Source organism: Bradyrhizobium sp. LHD-71 (assembly GCF_031157255.1).
Lineage (GTDB): Bacteria > Pseudomonadota > Alphaproteobacteria > Rhizobiales > Xanthobacteraceae > P52-10.
In genome coordinates, this window is record NZ_JAVIFX010000023.1 from 1 (window position 1) to 16330 (window position 16330).

The following is a 16330-nucleotide window of genomic DNA, read 5'->3' on the forward strand; positions in this document are numbered from 1 at the left end:
CGTGCGAATTTCTGATCCATAAACGACACTAGAATCATAAACTTGCTAGTGTCCTGATCGAATCCGAAGTTCGCTCTGAGCTCGCTGCAAAGTATAGCGAACTTCGGATTCGGGACACTCGTGTCCTGTCTCTGACGCCCGTATCGGCTCGCCGCGATTTCTTCGTACGAGCGTCAAAAACCAAAAGGACACTAGCTTAACTGAAGTTGCCAGTGTCCCTCTTGGCTCTAACGTTTCGCAGACGAGGTTACCGCAACGTGATACGAACGCTTGAACCGGGACGCTGGCCCCGCCGGATGGCCCTGCAATGACCCTCTCCCGCATCCGCATCATGTTCGAGCCGGTGATCCGGCGATGCCTGCATCTCTACTGGCGGTTTGCGCGCGGCATGACCTTCGGCGTGCGGGCGCTGGTGTTCGACGCGCAAGGTCGAGTCTTTCTGGTGAAGCACAGTTACGTGGAGGGGTGGCACCTGCCGGGCGGCGGCGTCGAGGTCGGCGAGACGGCGCTTGATGCGCTCCGCCGCGAGCTGCACGAGGAGGGCAACATCGCTCTCGACGGGCAGCCGGTGCTGCACGGCGTCTACTTCAACCGCCACGTGTCACGGCGCGATCACGTCGTCGTCTATATCGTGCGCGAGTTTGATCAGCCGGCCAAGCCGTTGCCCAATCGCGAGATCATCGACTGCGGCTTTTTCGACCAGAAGGCTCTGCCGGACGGCACCACAATAGGCACACGGCGACGGATCGGCGAGGCGGTCCAGGGTGAGCCGATCTCGCCGGACTGGAGGTAGGCCGGCTGAGATTGTGGACGTCCCTTGCGTCAAATGCTAAGCGCGGCACCCGATGCCTGAACTTTCCATCACGATTCTGCCGGAGACCGCCGCCGACGCGCAGCCGATCGAGCGGCTGCATGAGCGGACGTTCGGCCCGGGCCGTTTCGTGCTCAGCGCCTATCGCCTGCGGGAGCATGTCGACCACAGGCTCGACCTGTCCTTTACGGCGCGGATCGGCACGTTGCTGGTCGGCTCAGTGCGCCAGCTTCCGATCTGCATCGGCGACACCAAGGCGCTGATGCTGGGGCCGCTGACGGTCGAGCCGCCGTTTCGCGCCCATGGCATCGGCCGCATGCTGCTGGAGCGCTGCTTGTCCGAGGCGAAGGCGAAGGGAGAACGCCTCGTGCTGCTGGTTGGCGATGCGCCTTACTACAGCCGCGTCGGGTTCAAGCCCGTGCCACGCGGCCGCGCCATCATGCCGGGTCCCGTCGACCATGCCCGCGTGCTGATCGCCGAGTTGCACGAGGGCGCCTTCGACGGCGTGTCCGGGCGTGTCCGCCCGGACTGGGATTTTGCGCGACGTGACGGCTAGAGCATTTGCCGGAAAAGTGGACACCGGTTTTCCGCGAAAAATCCAGAGCGCTTTCCGATCAAGCTAATCGAAAAGCGATCTAGAACTTCAGGTTTGCGAACAGCCGCACGTTGACGCCGGGCATCAGCACCTCGTTCTTGGTGAATGACACGGCGCTCCGGATCTTTTCGTTGAGCAGGTTATTGCCGTAGGCACCGACGGTCAGTTCGCGCGCACCGAACCGTTGCGGATCGAGCGGCGTTCGGTAGCTGATCTCGGCGCGCAGCAGGTTGTAGCCTGCCGTCTCTGTTTCCTCTGCGGCGATATCCTTCTGCGCGAACGCGTGCAGCAGGTTGATTCGTGCGAACCAGTTGGCATCGCGATAGAACAGGCCGCCGCCGATGCGCGCCGGCGGGATGCGCGGCACGTTGCTGCCGTCGGTGAAAGTCGCGCGCACCACGTCGAACTGGTTCTCGATGCCCCAGACGCCGTTGAAGATTGGCGCGACGTCGAGCTGGGACTGGAATTCACCACCGCGGAAGATCGCGTCGCGTTGCGTATAGACGGCCTGGTGAAGATGATCGGCGTGGCCGTGACCTTCATGGGCGGGTTCCTCGTGCTCGGGCTCCTCATGGGCGTGGTCATGAGTATGGCACGAGTCGAAATCGTCGTTGCAGAAGGCGCCGGTCAGATGCCGGTAGATGAAGTTGTTGAAGCGCGTATAGAAGACGGTTGCCTCGAAGCGGAACGGGCCCTTTGCCTTACGCAGGCTGGCCTCGATCGACTGTGCGGATTCAATCTTCAGGTTTGGATTGCCGATATCGAAGGTGGCCGTTGCGTGGTGGCTGCCGCGCGAGAACAGCTCCGCCGGCTTCGGGGCACGCTCGACATACTGGCCGGTGATGCTCGCGACCAGGTTGCCCGGCAATTCGTGGATGAGGCCGATGCTGCCTGAGACCGGCGTGAACGACAGGTTGCGACCGATGCCGATCTGCGGCACGCCGTCCGGAAGGAAGTCCGAAGGGAAATTCGGCATCGTTCCGTCGAGATTGACATGCTCGACCCGACCCGCCAGTTGCGCCTTCGTCGCAGGCGAGAAGCGGAATTCGTTGAAGAGGTAGCCCGCCACGCGCGTGTTCTCGTTCGGATCGAACAGGCCGTTGAAGAGCGATCCGGGATTTTCCGGGCTCGATGCGGTGAGCTCCTGATGTCCTGCCTGCAGGCCGACCGCGGTCGTCATCTCGGCGAAGCGCGCATCGAACGGCATGAACTGCACCTCGAGGCGGCCTTCCTGCGCCTTGTTGGTGAAGGTCTGGTGGATCGTATCGCTCCAGAGATCGGCGGCGTCTTCTAGCCCAAGTTCGTTGTGCTTGTAGTCGGTGACGCCGAGCCAGAAACGAACGGCGTCGACGATCGGCGAGTCGGGGCGATACTCGCCCTTGACGTTGACTCTGGTCTGGCGCGCGTCGATCCGCTCATTCAGCTCCGAGCTGTGCAGGCCGGGAATACCATAGCGCGCCTGGTTGTGAGTGATCGACGCGCCGATGAAGCCGCCGTCGAAAATATACGAGGCGCCGACCGAGCCGCCAAAGCTGCGAGCCGACGAGTTGGGTTGGCGGCCGCCGACCGGATGATCCGGATCATCGAGATAGGGATGGCCGGGGATCGCGTAGTCTCCATTGCGACGGCCATAGGCGTCGGCATGGAAGGCGACATTGCCGCCGGCCGCGTCGATCAGCACGCCGCTCTCGACGCCGCGATCGACGGTGGAGAAGGCCGAGCGCGTCTCGGCGGTGATGCATCCGGCCGCCGGTCCGGGAGCAACCACGCTGTAGCCATAGGTTTGCAACGGCGTCGGCCCGCAGGGCAGCGCTTCCGGAATGCGGTTGTTGGTGGCGCTGACGACGCCGCCGATCGACGTCGAGCCCCAGCGCAGCGCGGCGGGTCCGCGGATCACTTCGATCTGGTTGGTCGCGAGCGGATCGACCGGAACGAAGTGGTCCTCGCCAAGGTCTGACACGCCGCCATTGTCTACGCCGTTTTCGACGATGCCGACGCGATTGACGTCGAGGCCGCGAATGATCGGGCGGCTGGCGGCGCCCGGTGCGAAGCTCGAGCCAGTCATGCCCGGCTTGGCGAACAGCTGGTCGCCGAGCGTCGGAGCGCCCTCACGACGCAGCTCCTCGTTTGGGATGACCGTCACGGTCGCGAACTGGTCGGTGACGATCGGCAGAATGCCCTGTTGGGGCTCTTCTGCAACTGCCGGCAGGGTGACGCTGCCCGGCTGCTGCGGCTGCGCGGCCGGCCTGCGGGTGATGGGGCTTGGTGCCGTCACCGTGATTTGGGGAAGCGTGACGGCGCCTTGCGCCTGAGCAGCACGATCTGCGGATGCAGAGATGACGAGCGTCGAAGCGCAGCACAGCAGCGCGCGCTGGAATGAAGAAAGCATGAGGGTCTGAGTCCTGAGGGCGTGTCGCAAGCGCACGCGCGGCGCAGGCTTCCGCCTGACGGAATTTTAAGGTGATGGTCGCAAGCCGCGGCAACGAGCCGGGGCATCGCGGATCGCACGGCGATGGCTAATCGCGATCAGGATTGCGGCGGCGCGCGCGCTTCGAAGCTCGTGTGGTGTCTGCCTTCTGTGGCGGACGATGCGGCCGCCGCGAGAACGCCGTGCAGCGGCGACGCGCGCACGGGAAGAACGAGCGGCCCGGCAGCGAGTGCCGCCGTTGTCAGCGCGATGCAGGTTAAGCAAGGATGGATCGCGGACGAGCCGTCGTGATCGTGGTCGTCTTCGCTGTCGCCGTCGGGGGCCGCGCTGTGCGAATGCTCGATGGCGGCGATATCGTGCTGCGCCGGCACTCCGCTGAAGTGGTGATGGCCGAACGAAAGCCCAAGATTGAGCGCCAGCGCGATCAATGCCGCGCATGCGCCAAACCTCAACCTTGCTCGCAGCCACCCCATTTGCGCCCGCCGCTTTCCAGATCACCCCGATCGGAAATGTTATAATGTAACATTTCAGGGCCGGCGCGCGGTGTCAATGGCCGCCATGCTCCTTGCAGGGGTGAACCTCCACCGTGACGTGGGACAGCCCGTGCAGGCCCCCCAGACGCGCCTTGTAGACCGCTGGATCCTTTGGTTCGTCCGACACCACTGAGACCACGAGGGCGGAATGTCCCGGCCCGAGGCGCCATAGATGCAGGTCGCTCACCCGGTCGCCCTTGATTTCGAGCCTGTGCTTGATCTGCGAGGAGAGCGAGGCATCCGGCACCATGTCGAGCAGCACAATGCCGGCCGAGCGGATCAGGCCGATCGACCATGAAGCGATCACGACCGCGCCGACGATCCCCACGGCGGGATCCATCCAGACCCATCCGTAAAAGCGCGCGGCCAGCAATGCGGCGATCGCCAGAACGGAGGTGAGGGCATCGGCCAGCACGTGCAGGTAGGCGGCGCGCAGGTTGCTGTCATGGTGTCTGTGATGATGATGGTGGTCGTGGCCGTGATGGTGACCGTGGTCGTGGTCCTCGCGCAGCAGCCATGCGCTTGCGAGATTCACACCAAGGCCGACGACCGCGATGACGATGGCCTCGTTGAAGCTGATCGGCACGGGCGCAAGCAGGCGCTGCATCGACTCGTAAGCGATCAGCAGCGCGACGATGGCCAGGATGACTGCGCTCGCGAATCCCGCCAGCTCGCCCAGCTTGCCGGTCCCGAACGTGAAGCGCGGATCATGAACGTGCTTGCGGGCAAAATGATACGCTAAGCCGGCGATCGCGAGCGCGCCGGCATGGGTGGACATGTGCCATCCGTCCGCGACCAGCGCCATCGAGCCGAACACCGTGCCGCCGACAATCTCGGCGACCATCATCGCCGCCGTCAGCGCAACGACCAGCCAGGTCCGGCGCGCGTGGTGATCATGTCTTGCGCCCAGGAAACCGTGATGGTGCTTCCATGGCTCGAGTGAATGTGTGTGCATGCACGGGACTCCTGCGACCGCCGAACCAAGGCGCGATGGCCTGGTCCGGTACGATCAATATCATATTCAGGGTCGTCTTCGCGAAAGCGGGGACCCATAGCCATCGAATTGGAAGAGTTCGCACCGAATCAACGTGATTCATGGCCACGGTGGTCATGGGTCCCGGCTTGCGCTTCGCTTGGCCGGGACGACACGCCTTGTTCTTGCAGGCTAGCGGCCTTCGCGCAGCCAGGTGGCGGCAAACGCACCGAGCAGCAGCAACAGGCCGATCACGCCGGCGAAGATCGGCAGCACGCCGATGCCGCGGACGACACTCGCCTCCCGCATCTTCAGTCCGAGCCAGCCGTCGCCGCGGAACAGGCTGGACGCACGGACCGGCAGGATGCGCGGCATTTCGAGCGAGGATCCGTTCATCACCCGCCGCGTGTCGCCGCCGGTCGCCTGCGTCAGCGGCGTCAGCATGTCGGTGGACGAGGTGACCTCGGAGAATTCCTTCGGGTTGGTCGGGCCGACATTGATCAGCGCGGTCAGCTTGCCATCGGTCGCCTGCCACAGGCCGAGTTCGTCCGCGGTGAAACTCGTGCGCCACACTCCGGGTTCGGTCATCGCCAGATTGAGTTGGCGCTTGGCGCCGGAAGGCGAGGTCACCGTCACCGGCGGGATTTCCTCGGTCATCGTCTGTCGGGTGACGACGAGATCGCGGTTCTGCACTGACAGCCGCAAGGCCTCTTCTTCCAGATCCGGCTGCTTCATCAGCCAGTGCGACAGCCGCCGCAGCAGATCGAGATGGGGTCCGCCGCCCTCATAGGCGCGCGCCCAGAGCCAGATCTGATCGGACAGCAGCAGCGCCACGCGTCCCTCGCCTTGCCGGGACAGCACCAGCAGCGGCTTGCCGTCAGCGCCCTCCATGATCGAGGAGCCGGTGACATTGCGCGTTTCGATCTGACGGAAGAAGCGGCTCCAGTTCGGCGGCTCGCTACCGGCCCCTTCGAGCCCTCGCGTCACCGGATGGCGCTTGCCGAGGTCGTTGACGCGTGCATGGAAGCCGCGTTCATTCACGCTGACCGGTTCGGCCGGCAAGATCGTATCGAGCGGCGTCCGCCAGATGCTGGTGTTGCTGGCGTAATCGGGACCGGCGGCCACCAGCACCGCGCCGCCATTGCGCACATAGCGCGCGATATTCTCGAAATAGCCGATCGGCAGCACGCCTTGCCGCGCGTAGCGGTCGAAGATGATCAACTGGAATTCGTTGATCTTCTGCAGGAACAGTTCGCGCGTCGGGAATGCGATCAGCGACAGCTCGTTGATCGGTGTGCCGTCCTGCTTTTCCGGCGGACGCAGGATCGTGAAGTGCACGAGGTCGACGCTGGCGTCGGACTTCAGCAGGTTGCGCCACGTGCGTTCGCCGGAGTGAGGCTCGCCGGAGACGAGCAAGACGCGCAGCTTGTCGCGCACGCCGTCGATGGACACGACCGCGCGATTGTTCACCGGCGTCAGCTCGCCTTCGAGCGGCGAAGCCTCGATCTCGACGATGTTCTGGCCCGCATGCGGCACGTCGACGTCGATCGTCGTGGTCTGGCCGCTGATCATTGTGCGCTGGCTGATCGTCTGTCCGTCGCGGCGCACGGCGACCTGGGCGCGCTGGCCGGTGACACCCTGGTCATCGAGGCGGAAGGTGATCTTTTGCGGCTGTCCAACGATGCCGAAACGCGGCGCCGCAACGATGGCGATCCGGCGGTCACGTTCGTCCTTGCTGCCGGTGATCAGGGCGTGCACCGGCGCATTGAAGCCGAGCGCGGACGCGTTCGCCGGGATGTCGTGCACCCGGCCGTCGGTGACAAGGAAAGCGCCTGCGACGCGGTCGGTCGGCACATCCGACAGCGCTGTCGTGAGCGCCGTGAACAGGCGCGTGCCGTCCGTTTCGCCGTCCGCCTGGCCGGCCTCGACCACGCGGACCTCCAGCCCCTTGATCTGCTTCAGCCGGTCGACCAGCGCTTCGCGCGCCTGCTCCGTCTCGCGTGTGCGATCGCCAAAATTCTGGCTCGGGCTCTTGTCGATCACCACGGCGGCGACCGACGACAGGGGCTCTCGGTCCTCGCGTGTGAAGGACGGATTGGCGAGCGCCAGCAGGATCAGCGCCAGCGCTCCGACGCGGATCGCCGCGCCGCGCGCGCGCGCAAACAACAGGATCGCCGCGATGACGACGATTGCCGCCAGTCCGATCCAGAGCACTGGCACAGGTACAAGCGGTGCGAAGGCGAGGCCGTATTGCATGGCGCTACTGTCCCAGGCGTTCGATCAGCGCCGGCACGTGAACCTGGTCGGCCTTGTAGTTGCCGGTCAGCAGATACATCACGATGTTGACGCCGGCACGGAACGCGAATTCGCGCTGACGCGGTTCGCCCGGCGAGAGCGGCAGCATCGGTTGTCCGTCGGGGCGGAGCGCCCAGGCGCCCGCAAGATCATTCGAGGTGATGATGATCGGCGAGACGCCGTCGCCGCCGCGTGCCGGGCGCGCGGCCGCATCGTCGCCCTCGTCGTTTTCGCGCGGGAGCGTTTCGACCCAGGTCTGGCCGTTGGTGAAACGGCCGGGGAAGTCACGCAGCAGATAGAACGTCTTGGTCAGGACGTGCTCGCGCGGCACCGGCTCCAGTTCGGGGATATCGAGCGAGCCGAGAATGTTGCGCAGCGTCAGCATGCCGGGCGTCTCGGATTCGCTGCCCGGTGTCGCCTCGACGGCGTCGCGCGTGTCGAACAGCACCGTGCCGCCCTGCTTCATGTAGGCGTCGAGCTTGTTCAGCGTCTCCTGCGGCGGGCGCGGTGCGCCGGCGATCACCGGCCAGTAGATCATCGGATAGAACGACAGTTCGTCGCGCGCCGGATCGATGCCGACCGGATCGCCGCCTTCAAACGCGGTCCGCTGCGCAAGAAACAGCGTCAGCCCCGAAAGGCCGGCCTGAACGATCGAATCCACGTCGCTGTTGCCGGTGACGACATAGGCGAGACGCGTCTGCGACACCGCCTTGATGTTTGTCTCGTCAGTCTGTGCAGAGGCATTCTTTCCAGAGGCATTCCGTGCAGGGGCATTTTGCGAAGGCGGATTCTGCGCCGGCACATTCTGTGCCGAAGCGGGCAGGCTCGAAAGAACCGCGGCGGCCGCGAACATCAGCGCGACCACGGCGGCCGTCGCCCGTCGCCGTCCGAACAGACCGGCGACGCCCGCACCCAGCATGGCGACGACCAGCGCATCGAGCAGGAACAGGCCGAGCGCGCCCGAGAGCAGCCAGCCGCGCAGGTCGCGCGGCTCTTCGCTGCGGTAGGTGGCATGGCGTGCGCGCAGCGCCGACGTGTCGAGCGTGGCGATGCGGTCGGCGGGGGCCAGCGTGTTCACCGCGAGCGGTCCGTCGGCGGGCCCGTAGAAGCCCGGCGGATGATCCAGTGTTGCGCGGTCACGATAGTCGGCCTTGAGCGGCTTGGCGTTGGAAGGCGGCGGTCCGAACGCACCGAAGCCGTCGAGAATGCGCGTCGGCGCTACCGTCTCGGTGGTCGCTTCGCCCGCTGGACCTGCACCCGCGGTCTGGGTGTAGCCCGATATGTCGACGATGCGTCTCAGCATTTCCACGAATGTACCTGAAAGCGGTAAATCCGACCAGCGCGTGTCGGCGCTGACATGGAACAGGGCAACCACGCCTTTGCCGCGCTGCTCGCCGGTGACCAGCGGGGTACCGTCTCCCAAAGTGGCCCAGCTCTTGGTGGTCAGCGATGCGTCGGGCTCGGCGAGTACCTGGCGGCTGACCGTGATGTCTTTGGCGACGCCGAGACCGGCGAACGGGCCATCGGCGGCAAAGGCCGCGAGGGACTGTGGCTTCTCCCAGGTCAACGCGCCGCCGAGGCTGCGTCCGCCTCGCCGCAGCCGCACCGGAACCAGGTCGTCGTCTGCCGCAGCTAGGCGCGGGCCTGCGAAGCGGACCAGCACGCCGCCTTGCGCGATCCAGGCGTTCAACCGTTCGCGGATGTCCGGGCCGAGCGTGCCGACGTCGGCCAGCACGATCATCGGCAGCTTCTGATCGAGAAAGCGGCCGATGGCCGTCGCCGGTGCGGCGCGCTCGCCGAGGCGAACGTCGGCAAACGGTCCGAGCGCGCGCGATAAATAGAAAGTGGATGCCAACAGCGGCTGGGCCGTGTCGGAAGTCGCGCCGCTGACGACGCCGACCGCGCGGCGGCGCCAGCGCTTGTCGAGCAACTGCACGGCGCCGGCCGAACGCTCGCCGGCGATCTCCAGCCGTGTCACATCGTTGCGCAACTCCACCGGCATGTCGAAGGCAGCTTCCGTCTCCGTATCCTGGATATTGAAGACAAACCGCGCATCGCCGATCGGCGCCCCTTTCGCATCCAGCGCACGCACAAGACCGGTCTCGGGCGTGCCTGCGCCCGCACGCAGCACCTTCACCACCATGCGTGCCGCTGCATTCTCAGCTGCTGCCAGCGCGTGGGCCGGCGCGACACCGCCGTCATAGATCGTCAATTGGCGATCGCCGATCGCGCCCGGAAGGCCTGCAACGAACTCCGAGCCACGTCCGGTATCGACGCCGTCGGATATCCAGATGATCTCGGCGTCGCCGGTCGCATTCAGAAAACGGCCGATGGCGGGCAGCATGTCGACCCGCTCCACCGCATAGGGCTTTGGCGAGAGCTGGCGCAGCGCGATCCGCGCATTGCCGGCCGGCATCAGTGTGATGTCGCGCGCAGGCTCCGACATCGGAATCAGCGCCACGCCGCGGCCGTCGGACTCTGCGGCCGCAATCAGCTCATCCGCCGAGTGGATACGCGTCTCCCAGCCGGTTGCGGCGCTCCAGCCGTCGTCGATCAGCATGACGAGCGGCGAGGTCGAACGCGTCGCGCCCGTGATCGGGTTGTAGATTGGTCCCGCGGCCGCAAAGATCACCAGCGCTGCGGCGAGCAACCGTATCAGCGTCAGCCACCATGGTGTGCGCGCCGGAGTCTCTTCCTTCGGGGCGATGTCGAACAGCAGTCGGGTCGGCGGAAAGTCGATGCGCCGCGGGCGCGGCGGCATCAGCCGCAACAGCCACCACAGCACCGGCAGGCTGACGAGGCCGAGCAGCATCAGCGGTTGCGCGAAAGCGATGGGGAGGCTGCCGATCATGCGTGGCGTCCGATCTGGCCACCCTTGTTGACCGTCATGCCGCCGTGCAGGAACAGCAGCAGCTCCGCCGCCGAGCGATCAGTGTTGTGCACCGAGAACAGCCAGCCGAGGCGTCGGGTCTCGTCGCGAATCTCGTCGCGATGCCGCGCCACGCGGGCAAGGTAGTCGGTCGCCCAGGTCTCGGCCCGACCGGCGGTGATGGTGCCTGCGCCTTCCGGTTCGATGAAGTCGATGCGGCCGGAATAAGGGAATGTCTCCTCGGCGGGATCGACGATTTGCACAAGCGTGCCGTGCGCGCCGGTGGACGACAGGCCGGCGAGGGTCGTCTGAACCTCGCTCATCGGCGACCAGAAATCCGACAGCACGACGATCTCCGACAGCGACGAGGGCACGAAGGAGGGAGGCAGACTCGCGCGCGCGGTGGTATCGTGCAGGATCGCCTGCGCCATCTTGTCGACCACGCTGCGGCTGCCGGTCGGATGCATGATGCCGGGAACGCCGACGCGCTCACCGCCCTCCACCAGCAGTTCGGCCAGCGCGAAGGCGACGATCAGTGCCCGCTCGAGCTTGCTGTCGCGGGATTTCTTCGACGCAAACGCCATCGACGCCGAGCGGTCCGGCCATAGCCACACCGTATGCGCCGCTTCCCACTCCTGTTCGCGCACATAGAGATGATCATCGCGGCCGGAGCGACGCCAGTCGATGTTCTGTGCAGGCTCGCCGCTGGTGAAGCGGCGATATTGCCAGAAGCTCTCGCCTGCGCCGGCACGCCGACGTCCATGCAGTCCGTGAATGACATTGTTGGCGATGCGGCGCGCTTCCAGCACGAGGCGCGGGAGCGACGCGGCCAGCGAGCGACTTTCGCCGTCGGCGCGTCTAACTGCTTCGATCTCCCCCGCGGTGTGAAGGGACGCTTCTGCCATCAACCGATCCGCGACTTGAGCTGGCCGATCACGTCGCTGACCGTGCGGCCTTCTGCGCGCGCCGAGAAGGTCAGCGCCATGCGGTGCTTGAGAACCGGCTCTGCGAGATCGAGAACGTCGTCGACCGATGGCGCAAGCCGCCCGTCGAGCAACGCGCGGGCGCGCACGGCAAGCATCAGCGCCTGGCTCGCGCGCGGGCCGGGGCCCCAGGCGATGTGCTTGGCGCCTTCGCCGCCGTCCGGGCCGGGACGTGCCGAGCGGACCAGCGACAGGATCGCTTCAACCACCGAGTCGCCGACCGGCAGTCGGCGTACGAGCCGTTGTGCGGTCATCAGTGCTTCGGGGCTCATCGCTGCCTTGGCGTGGGTCTCCTCCGAGCCCGTGGTCTCGAACAGGATACGCCGTTCGGCGTCGCGATCCGGGTAGTCGACGTCGATCTCCATCAGGAAGCGATCGAGCTGCGCCTCGGGCAGCGGGTAGGTACCCTCCTGCTCGAGCGGGTTCTGCGTCGCCAGCACGTGGAATGGCTTCGGCAGATCGTGACGGGCGCCCGCCACAGTTACATGCTGCTCCTGCATCGCCTGCAGCAGCGCCGACTGCGTGCGCGGGCTGGCGCGGTTGATCTCGTCGGCCATCAGCAGCTGGGCGAACACCGGACCGGTGATGAAACGAAACGAACGTTTGCCGGTCGTGCTTTCATCCAGCACCTCGGCGCCGAGAATGTCCGACGGCATCAGGTCGGGCGTGAACTGGATGCGCTTGGCATCGAGACCGAGCGTGACGCCGAGCGTCTCAACCAGCTTGGTCTTGGCAAGGCCCGGGACGCCGATCAGCAGTGCATGGCCGCCGGAGAGGATCGTCACCAGCGCGTTCTCGACCACCCGCTCCTGGCCGAAGATGATGGTGCCGACGGCCTCCCTGGCAGTCTTGATGCTGTCCGCAACCTGCTCCGCGGACCGCACAATCACGTCTTCCAGTTTCTCGACACCTTCCGCAGCCATTCAGATCTCCTGTTTCGGGCGTCCGCCGACAATCAACCATCGCAAGGCAAGGCTCGTGCCTGACTCGCGCAACCCATTTAGGGCTATGCTAGACTGAACCTAAGCTGATGTATTCTCTTGAATTCCGATATTCCCGCATTATCGGGGCGACAGAGACACCAGCTAATCACGATCCGGCGAGTGAACCCGCCTCAGCGCAGGACAACGACAAACCATGGCTAACCAAGGGCAAATCTCCTCCCAAGGATTGGACGGACTTGCGAGCGCGGCGCGCACCGCTACCAGCAAGGGTTTGCCGCCGGTGCATCTATGGAACCCGGACTTCTGCGGCGATATCGACATGCGAATCGCCGCCGACGGAACCTGGTTCTACATGGGCACGCCGATCGGCAGGCCGGCGCTGGTGCGCCTGTTCTCAACGATCTTGAAACGGGAGGGCGATAAGCACTTTCTCGTGACCCCCGTGGAGAAGGTCGGCATCCGCGTCGATGACGCGCCGTTCATGGCTGTCGAGATGCAGAGGGATGGGACTGGCGACGACCAGCGTCTGCACTTTCGCACCAACGTCGACGACTGGGTGGAGTGCGACAGCGCGCACGAACTGCGCTTCAAGCAGGCCGAGGACGGCGGATTGATGCCGTACCTGCATGTGCGCAGCGACCTGTGGGCGAAGGTGACGCGGCCCATCTACTATGATCTGGTGGAACTCGGCGAAGAGCGTATCGTGAATGGACGCGATATGTTCGGCGTCAGTTCTGCCGGCGTCTTTTTTGCAATGGCCGGCGCCGAGCAGGTGAGGGACAACGTTTGAGCGATCGTGCCCCCGCTGGCGTGCCGCGTGACGAGTCGTCGGACAAGGACTTGTCGGACAAGACCGGGCTCGAGCGCGTAACAATCACTTCGGACGAGTTCTTTCGTCGCGCACGTGAGCTGTTCACGTTCGACGTGCCGCCGGCGCTGACCGATCCGACCATCATTCCGCCGACCGACGATGAAGGCATGCGAAACGTGCTGGAGATCATCGCCAAGGAGAAGCCGATCCGCCCGGCCGCGGTGCTCATTCCGGTGGTCGAGCGCGAAGAGCCGATGGTGCTGCTGACCCAGCGCGCGGCGCATCTGAACGACCACGCTGGCCAGGTGGCGTTTCCTGGCGGCAAGATCGATCCGACGGATCCTTCGCCGATGTACGCCGCGCTGCGCGAGGCGGAGGAGGAGATCGGACTCGACGCGGAGTTCGTCGAACCGATCGGTTATATGGATCTTTACGGTACGCCGTTCGGTTATCGCATTCTGCCGACCGTCGCGCGGGTGGATCCCGGTTTCGAATTGCGTGTCAACAAATCGGAAGTGGACGACGTGTTCGAGGTGCCGCTGGCATTCCTGATGAATCCGGCAAATCACTTCTTGAAAACGCGCGAATTTCGCGACATCACCCGCAGCTATTATGAGATGCCGTACGGCGATCGCTATGTCTGGGGAGTGACTGCCGGTATCTTGCGTGTTCTCTATCAGCGGATGTTCGCCAGATGATCCGTCCGGTTCTTACGGAAATCGGGCTGTTTCTCATTCCATTCGCGGTCTACGCATTATACCTGATCGCCACGCGCGCTGAGCTCTTTCACAAGACCTCCTGGCCGCTGCCGATAATCGGCTGGCTGACCGCGGCAGCGTTGCTCCTGATCATCGCAAGTTTTGCATTTCTTGCCAGTTTCTCCGGCGCGCCGCCGGGATCGACCTATGTGCCGGCGCACATCGAGAACGGCAGACTGGTACGGGGGGCAGAGAAGTGAGCAAGGCGCCGGCAGTGCGCACGGTGGATCGCTTGCGCGGCGCGCCATGGCTGAGCGGCGGCGGGGTGGCCAAGGCGCTCGCGCTCCTCAACAGCAATGGCGAGCAGGCGCGTGTGGTCGGCGGCGCGGTGCGCAATGCGCTGCTGGGCCTTGATGTTGGGGAAGTGGATATCGCGACCACGGCCGTTCCGGACGAGGTCATCCGCCGCGCTAAGGCCGCGAAGATCAAGTTCGCACCTACGGGCGTCGAGCATGGCACGGTGACGTTGATCATCGGCAAGCATCCCTACGAGGTGACGACGCTGCGCGAGGACGTCGAAACATTCGGACGCAAGGCGAGGGTAGCCTTCGGGCGTGACTGGCAGCGCGACGCCGAGCGGCGCGATTTCACGATCAGCGCCCTGTCTGCATCCGCCGACGGCACCGTGTACGACTACACCGGCGGCCTTGATGATCTTGCACAGCGCCGTGTGCGTTTCATCGGCGAGCCCGCGCGGCGGATCGCGGAAGATTACCTGCGCATCCTGCGCTTCTTCCGCATCCACGCGGCCTACGGTGAAGGACCGGTCGACCGGGATGGTCTGAATGCGTGCATCGCCGGACGCGCCGGCCTCGCGAACCTGTCGGCCGAGCGGATCCGCAGCGAGATGCTGAAGCTCCTGATCGCGCGAGGCGCGGCCTCCGCCTTGCAGGAGATGAGTGACGGCGGACTGCTGCTCGCGCTGCTCGGCGGCGTCACTTATCATCCGTCGTTCGCAGCCATGGTTGCGGCCGAGCAGCAGCTTGGTCTGGATGCTGACGTGATCCGCCGGCTTGCAGCGCTTGCGGTCGCGACCGTCGAGGACGCCGAGCGGCTGACTGTGCGTTTGCGATTGTCGAATGCCGAAAGCGAGCAACTCCGCTCGATGGCGCATCGCTGGTGGCGGCTCGCTTCGATCGATGACGCGCAGGGGCGCGTTCGCCTTTACAAGCTTGGACCTGATCGCTACCGAGACCGCGTGTTGTTCGGCTGGGCGCGCAAGGGCGGCGATGCAGGTTACTGGCAAGGACTTGCGACGCTCGGCGCACGCTGGGCTGCGCCGGTCTTTCCCGTGAAAGCAGCCGACCTCATGGCGCGAGGACTGCGGCCCGGCCCCGCGCTCGGCGCAGCCCTTGCCCGCGCCGAGCAGTTCTGGATCGATGCAGGTTTTCCGTCGGGCAAGGGTGAGCTTGCTGCCATCGTCGATCGCGCGATGGAGGATCAGGAAGGACCAACGAGGGGTGCCGATTCTCACTGACATTCTTTCCGCCTTCGCGAATATCTCGCTCACACAGCTCGCAGTCGTTACCGGCGTCACGCTGTTTGCGTCCGTGATAGGTGGTGTCGCTGGCTACGGGACCGGCGCACTGATGCCGTTGGTGCTGGTGCCGATGGTGGGCGCCGAGCCGGTGGTGCCGATCATTGCGATTTCGGCGCTGTTCACCAACACCGGGCGGGTCGCGGCATTCTTCCGACATATCGACGGACGCCGCTCGGCGATCGTTATCGCGGCTGCGGCCTTTACGTGCGTGCTCGGCGCTTACGCCTATACGCGGCTGTCCGGCGCTGGCGCAGCGCTGGTGATCGGCTCGATGCTGATCTTGAGCGTTCCGCTGCGCCGGTTGGCGCATCGACGTGCGGTGAAGCTGCACGACGGCGGGCTCGTGATCGGCGCGGCGGGTTATGGCCTTGTGGTCGGCGGCACCACGGGATCGGGCGCAATCCTGCTGTCGCTGTTGATGGCCGCGGGCCTCGAGGGCGCAGCCGTCATTGCGACGGATGCTGCGGTCACCATCGCCATCGGCATCGTCAAGGTCGCCGTCTTCGGCGTTACCGGCGCGGTTACGGCGCAGGTCATCGTTTTCGGATTGCTGATCGGCGCGGTCGCCTTTCCGGGCGGCTTTATCGCAAAGGCGCTGCTCGAACGGCTGCCGATCCGCGTCCACACCGCCATGCTGGACGCTGTCATCATTCTCGGCGGCGTCGTGATGATCATCGCCGCGCTGAGATGAGGTGTGTCGACAGGCGAAGGTTGAGGCGGCAGCGTTCGACGACAGCGAAACTCGCTGACGGGGGCGCCGTTCGCCGCCGCCTCAGTCGATAAAACCAAA

Annotated in this window: 14 protein-coding genes; 7 read left to right on the plus strand and 7 right to left on the minus strand. The window is 65.2% G+C overall.

The features are described from left to right. The first annotated feature begins 307 nt into the window (after window positions 1-307). The gene (locus RCO31_RS23515) at window positions 308-793 is read left to right on the plus strand and encodes an NUDIX domain-containing protein (protein ID WP_308970947.1); all 486 of its coding nucleotides are present in this window, start codon (window positions 308-310) and stop codon (window positions 791-793) included. Window positions 794-845: 52 nt separating this feature from the next. Next, window positions 846-1367: an N-acetyltransferase gene (locus RCO31_RS23520; RefSeq protein ID WP_308970948.1), complete on the plus strand. Its 522-nt coding sequence runs from the start codon at window positions 846-848 to the stop codon at window positions 1365-1367. Window positions 1368-1446: 79 nt separating this feature from the next. Here the strand turns inward: RCO31_RS23520 and RCO31_RS23525 are convergent, their stop codons facing one another. The 7 genes from RCO31_RS23525 to RCO31_RS23555 form a co-directional block, all read right to left on the minus strand. Next, a complete protein-coding gene (locus RCO31_RS23525; protein WP_308970950.1) occupies window positions 1447-3795 on the minus strand; it encodes a TonB-dependent receptor in 2349 nt (782 codons plus the stop codon). A gap of 137 nt (window positions 3796-3932) precedes the next feature. Continuing rightward, complete coding sequence (locus RCO31_RS23530) at window positions 3933-4262, minus strand: hypothetical protein (RefSeq protein WP_308970951.1); 330 nt, start codon at window positions 4260-4262, stop codon at window positions 3933-3935. A 118-nt stretch (window positions 4263-4380) separates the two neighbouring features. Then, window positions 4381-5322 (minus strand): CDF family Co(II)/Ni(II) efflux transporter DmeF, encoded by a 942-nt coding sequence (gene dmeF / locus RCO31_RS23535; protein ID WP_308970953.1) that lies wholly within the window; start codon window positions 5320-5322, stop codon window positions 4381-4383. A 210-nt stretch (window positions 5323-5532) separates the two neighbouring features. Continuing rightward, window positions 5533-7596, minus strand: coding sequence for a hypothetical protein (locus RCO31_RS23540; RefSeq protein ID WP_308970954.1), 2064 nt, complete (start codon window positions 7594-7596; stop codon window positions 5533-5535). Between the two features lie 4 nt (window positions 7597-7600). Further along, window positions 7601-10486 carry a DUF4159 domain-containing protein gene (locus RCO31_RS23545; protein ID WP_308970955.1) on the minus strand — a complete coding sequence of 962 codons (2886 nt, stop codon included), beginning with the start codon at window positions 10484-10486 and terminating at the stop codon, window positions 7601-7603. Next, entirely contained in the window at window positions 10483-11409 is a 927-nt protein-coding gene (locus RCO31_RS23550; RefSeq protein WP_308970956.1) for a DUF58 domain-containing protein, read from the minus strand. Before RCO31_RS23550 ends, RCO31_RS23545 begins: the two co-directional genes overlap by 4 nt. After that, a complete protein-coding gene (locus tag RCO31_RS23555; protein WP_308970957.1) occupies window positions 11409-12410 on the minus strand; it encodes a MoxR family ATPase in 1002 nt (333 codons plus the stop codon). Before RCO31_RS23555 ends, RCO31_RS23550 begins: the two co-directional genes overlap by 1 nt. Before the next feature lie 214 nt (window positions 12411-12624). Between RCO31_RS23555 and RCO31_RS23560 the strand changes: the two genes are divergently transcribed. The 5 genes from RCO31_RS23560 to RCO31_RS23580 all read left to right on the plus strand — a co-directional run bounded on the left by RCO31_RS23560 (window position 12625) and on the right by RCO31_RS23580 (window position 16231). Continuing rightward, window positions 12625-13221, plus strand: a complete 597-nt coding sequence (locus RCO31_RS23560) for a DUF1285 domain-containing protein (RefSeq protein WP_308970958.1) — start codon at window positions 12625-12627, stop codon at window positions 13219-13221. Between the two features lie 83 nt (window positions 13222-13304). Continuing rightward, window positions 13305-13940 (plus strand): CoA pyrophosphatase, encoded by a 636-nt coding sequence (locus RCO31_RS23565; protein WP_308971083.1) that lies wholly within the window; start codon window positions 13305-13307, stop codon window positions 13938-13940. Further along, window positions 13937-14200 (plus strand): DUF6111 family protein, encoded by a 264-nt coding sequence (locus tag RCO31_RS23570; protein WP_308970960.1) that lies wholly within the window; start codon window positions 13937-13939, stop codon window positions 14198-14200. Before RCO31_RS23565 ends, RCO31_RS23570 begins: the two co-directional genes overlap by 4 nt. Further along, entirely contained in the window at window positions 14197-15477 is a 1281-nt protein-coding gene (locus RCO31_RS23575; protein WP_308970961.1) for a CCA tRNA nucleotidyltransferase, read from the plus strand. The genes RCO31_RS23570 and RCO31_RS23575 overlap by 4 nt, the downstream gene beginning before the upstream one ends. Continuing rightward, window positions 15461-16231, plus strand: a complete 771-nt coding sequence (locus RCO31_RS23580) for a sulfite exporter TauE/SafE family protein (protein ID WP_308970962.1) — start codon at window positions 15461-15463, stop codon at window positions 16229-16231. Before RCO31_RS23575 ends, RCO31_RS23580 begins: the two co-directional genes overlap by 17 nt. Window positions 16232-16330: the final 99 nt, after the last annotated feature.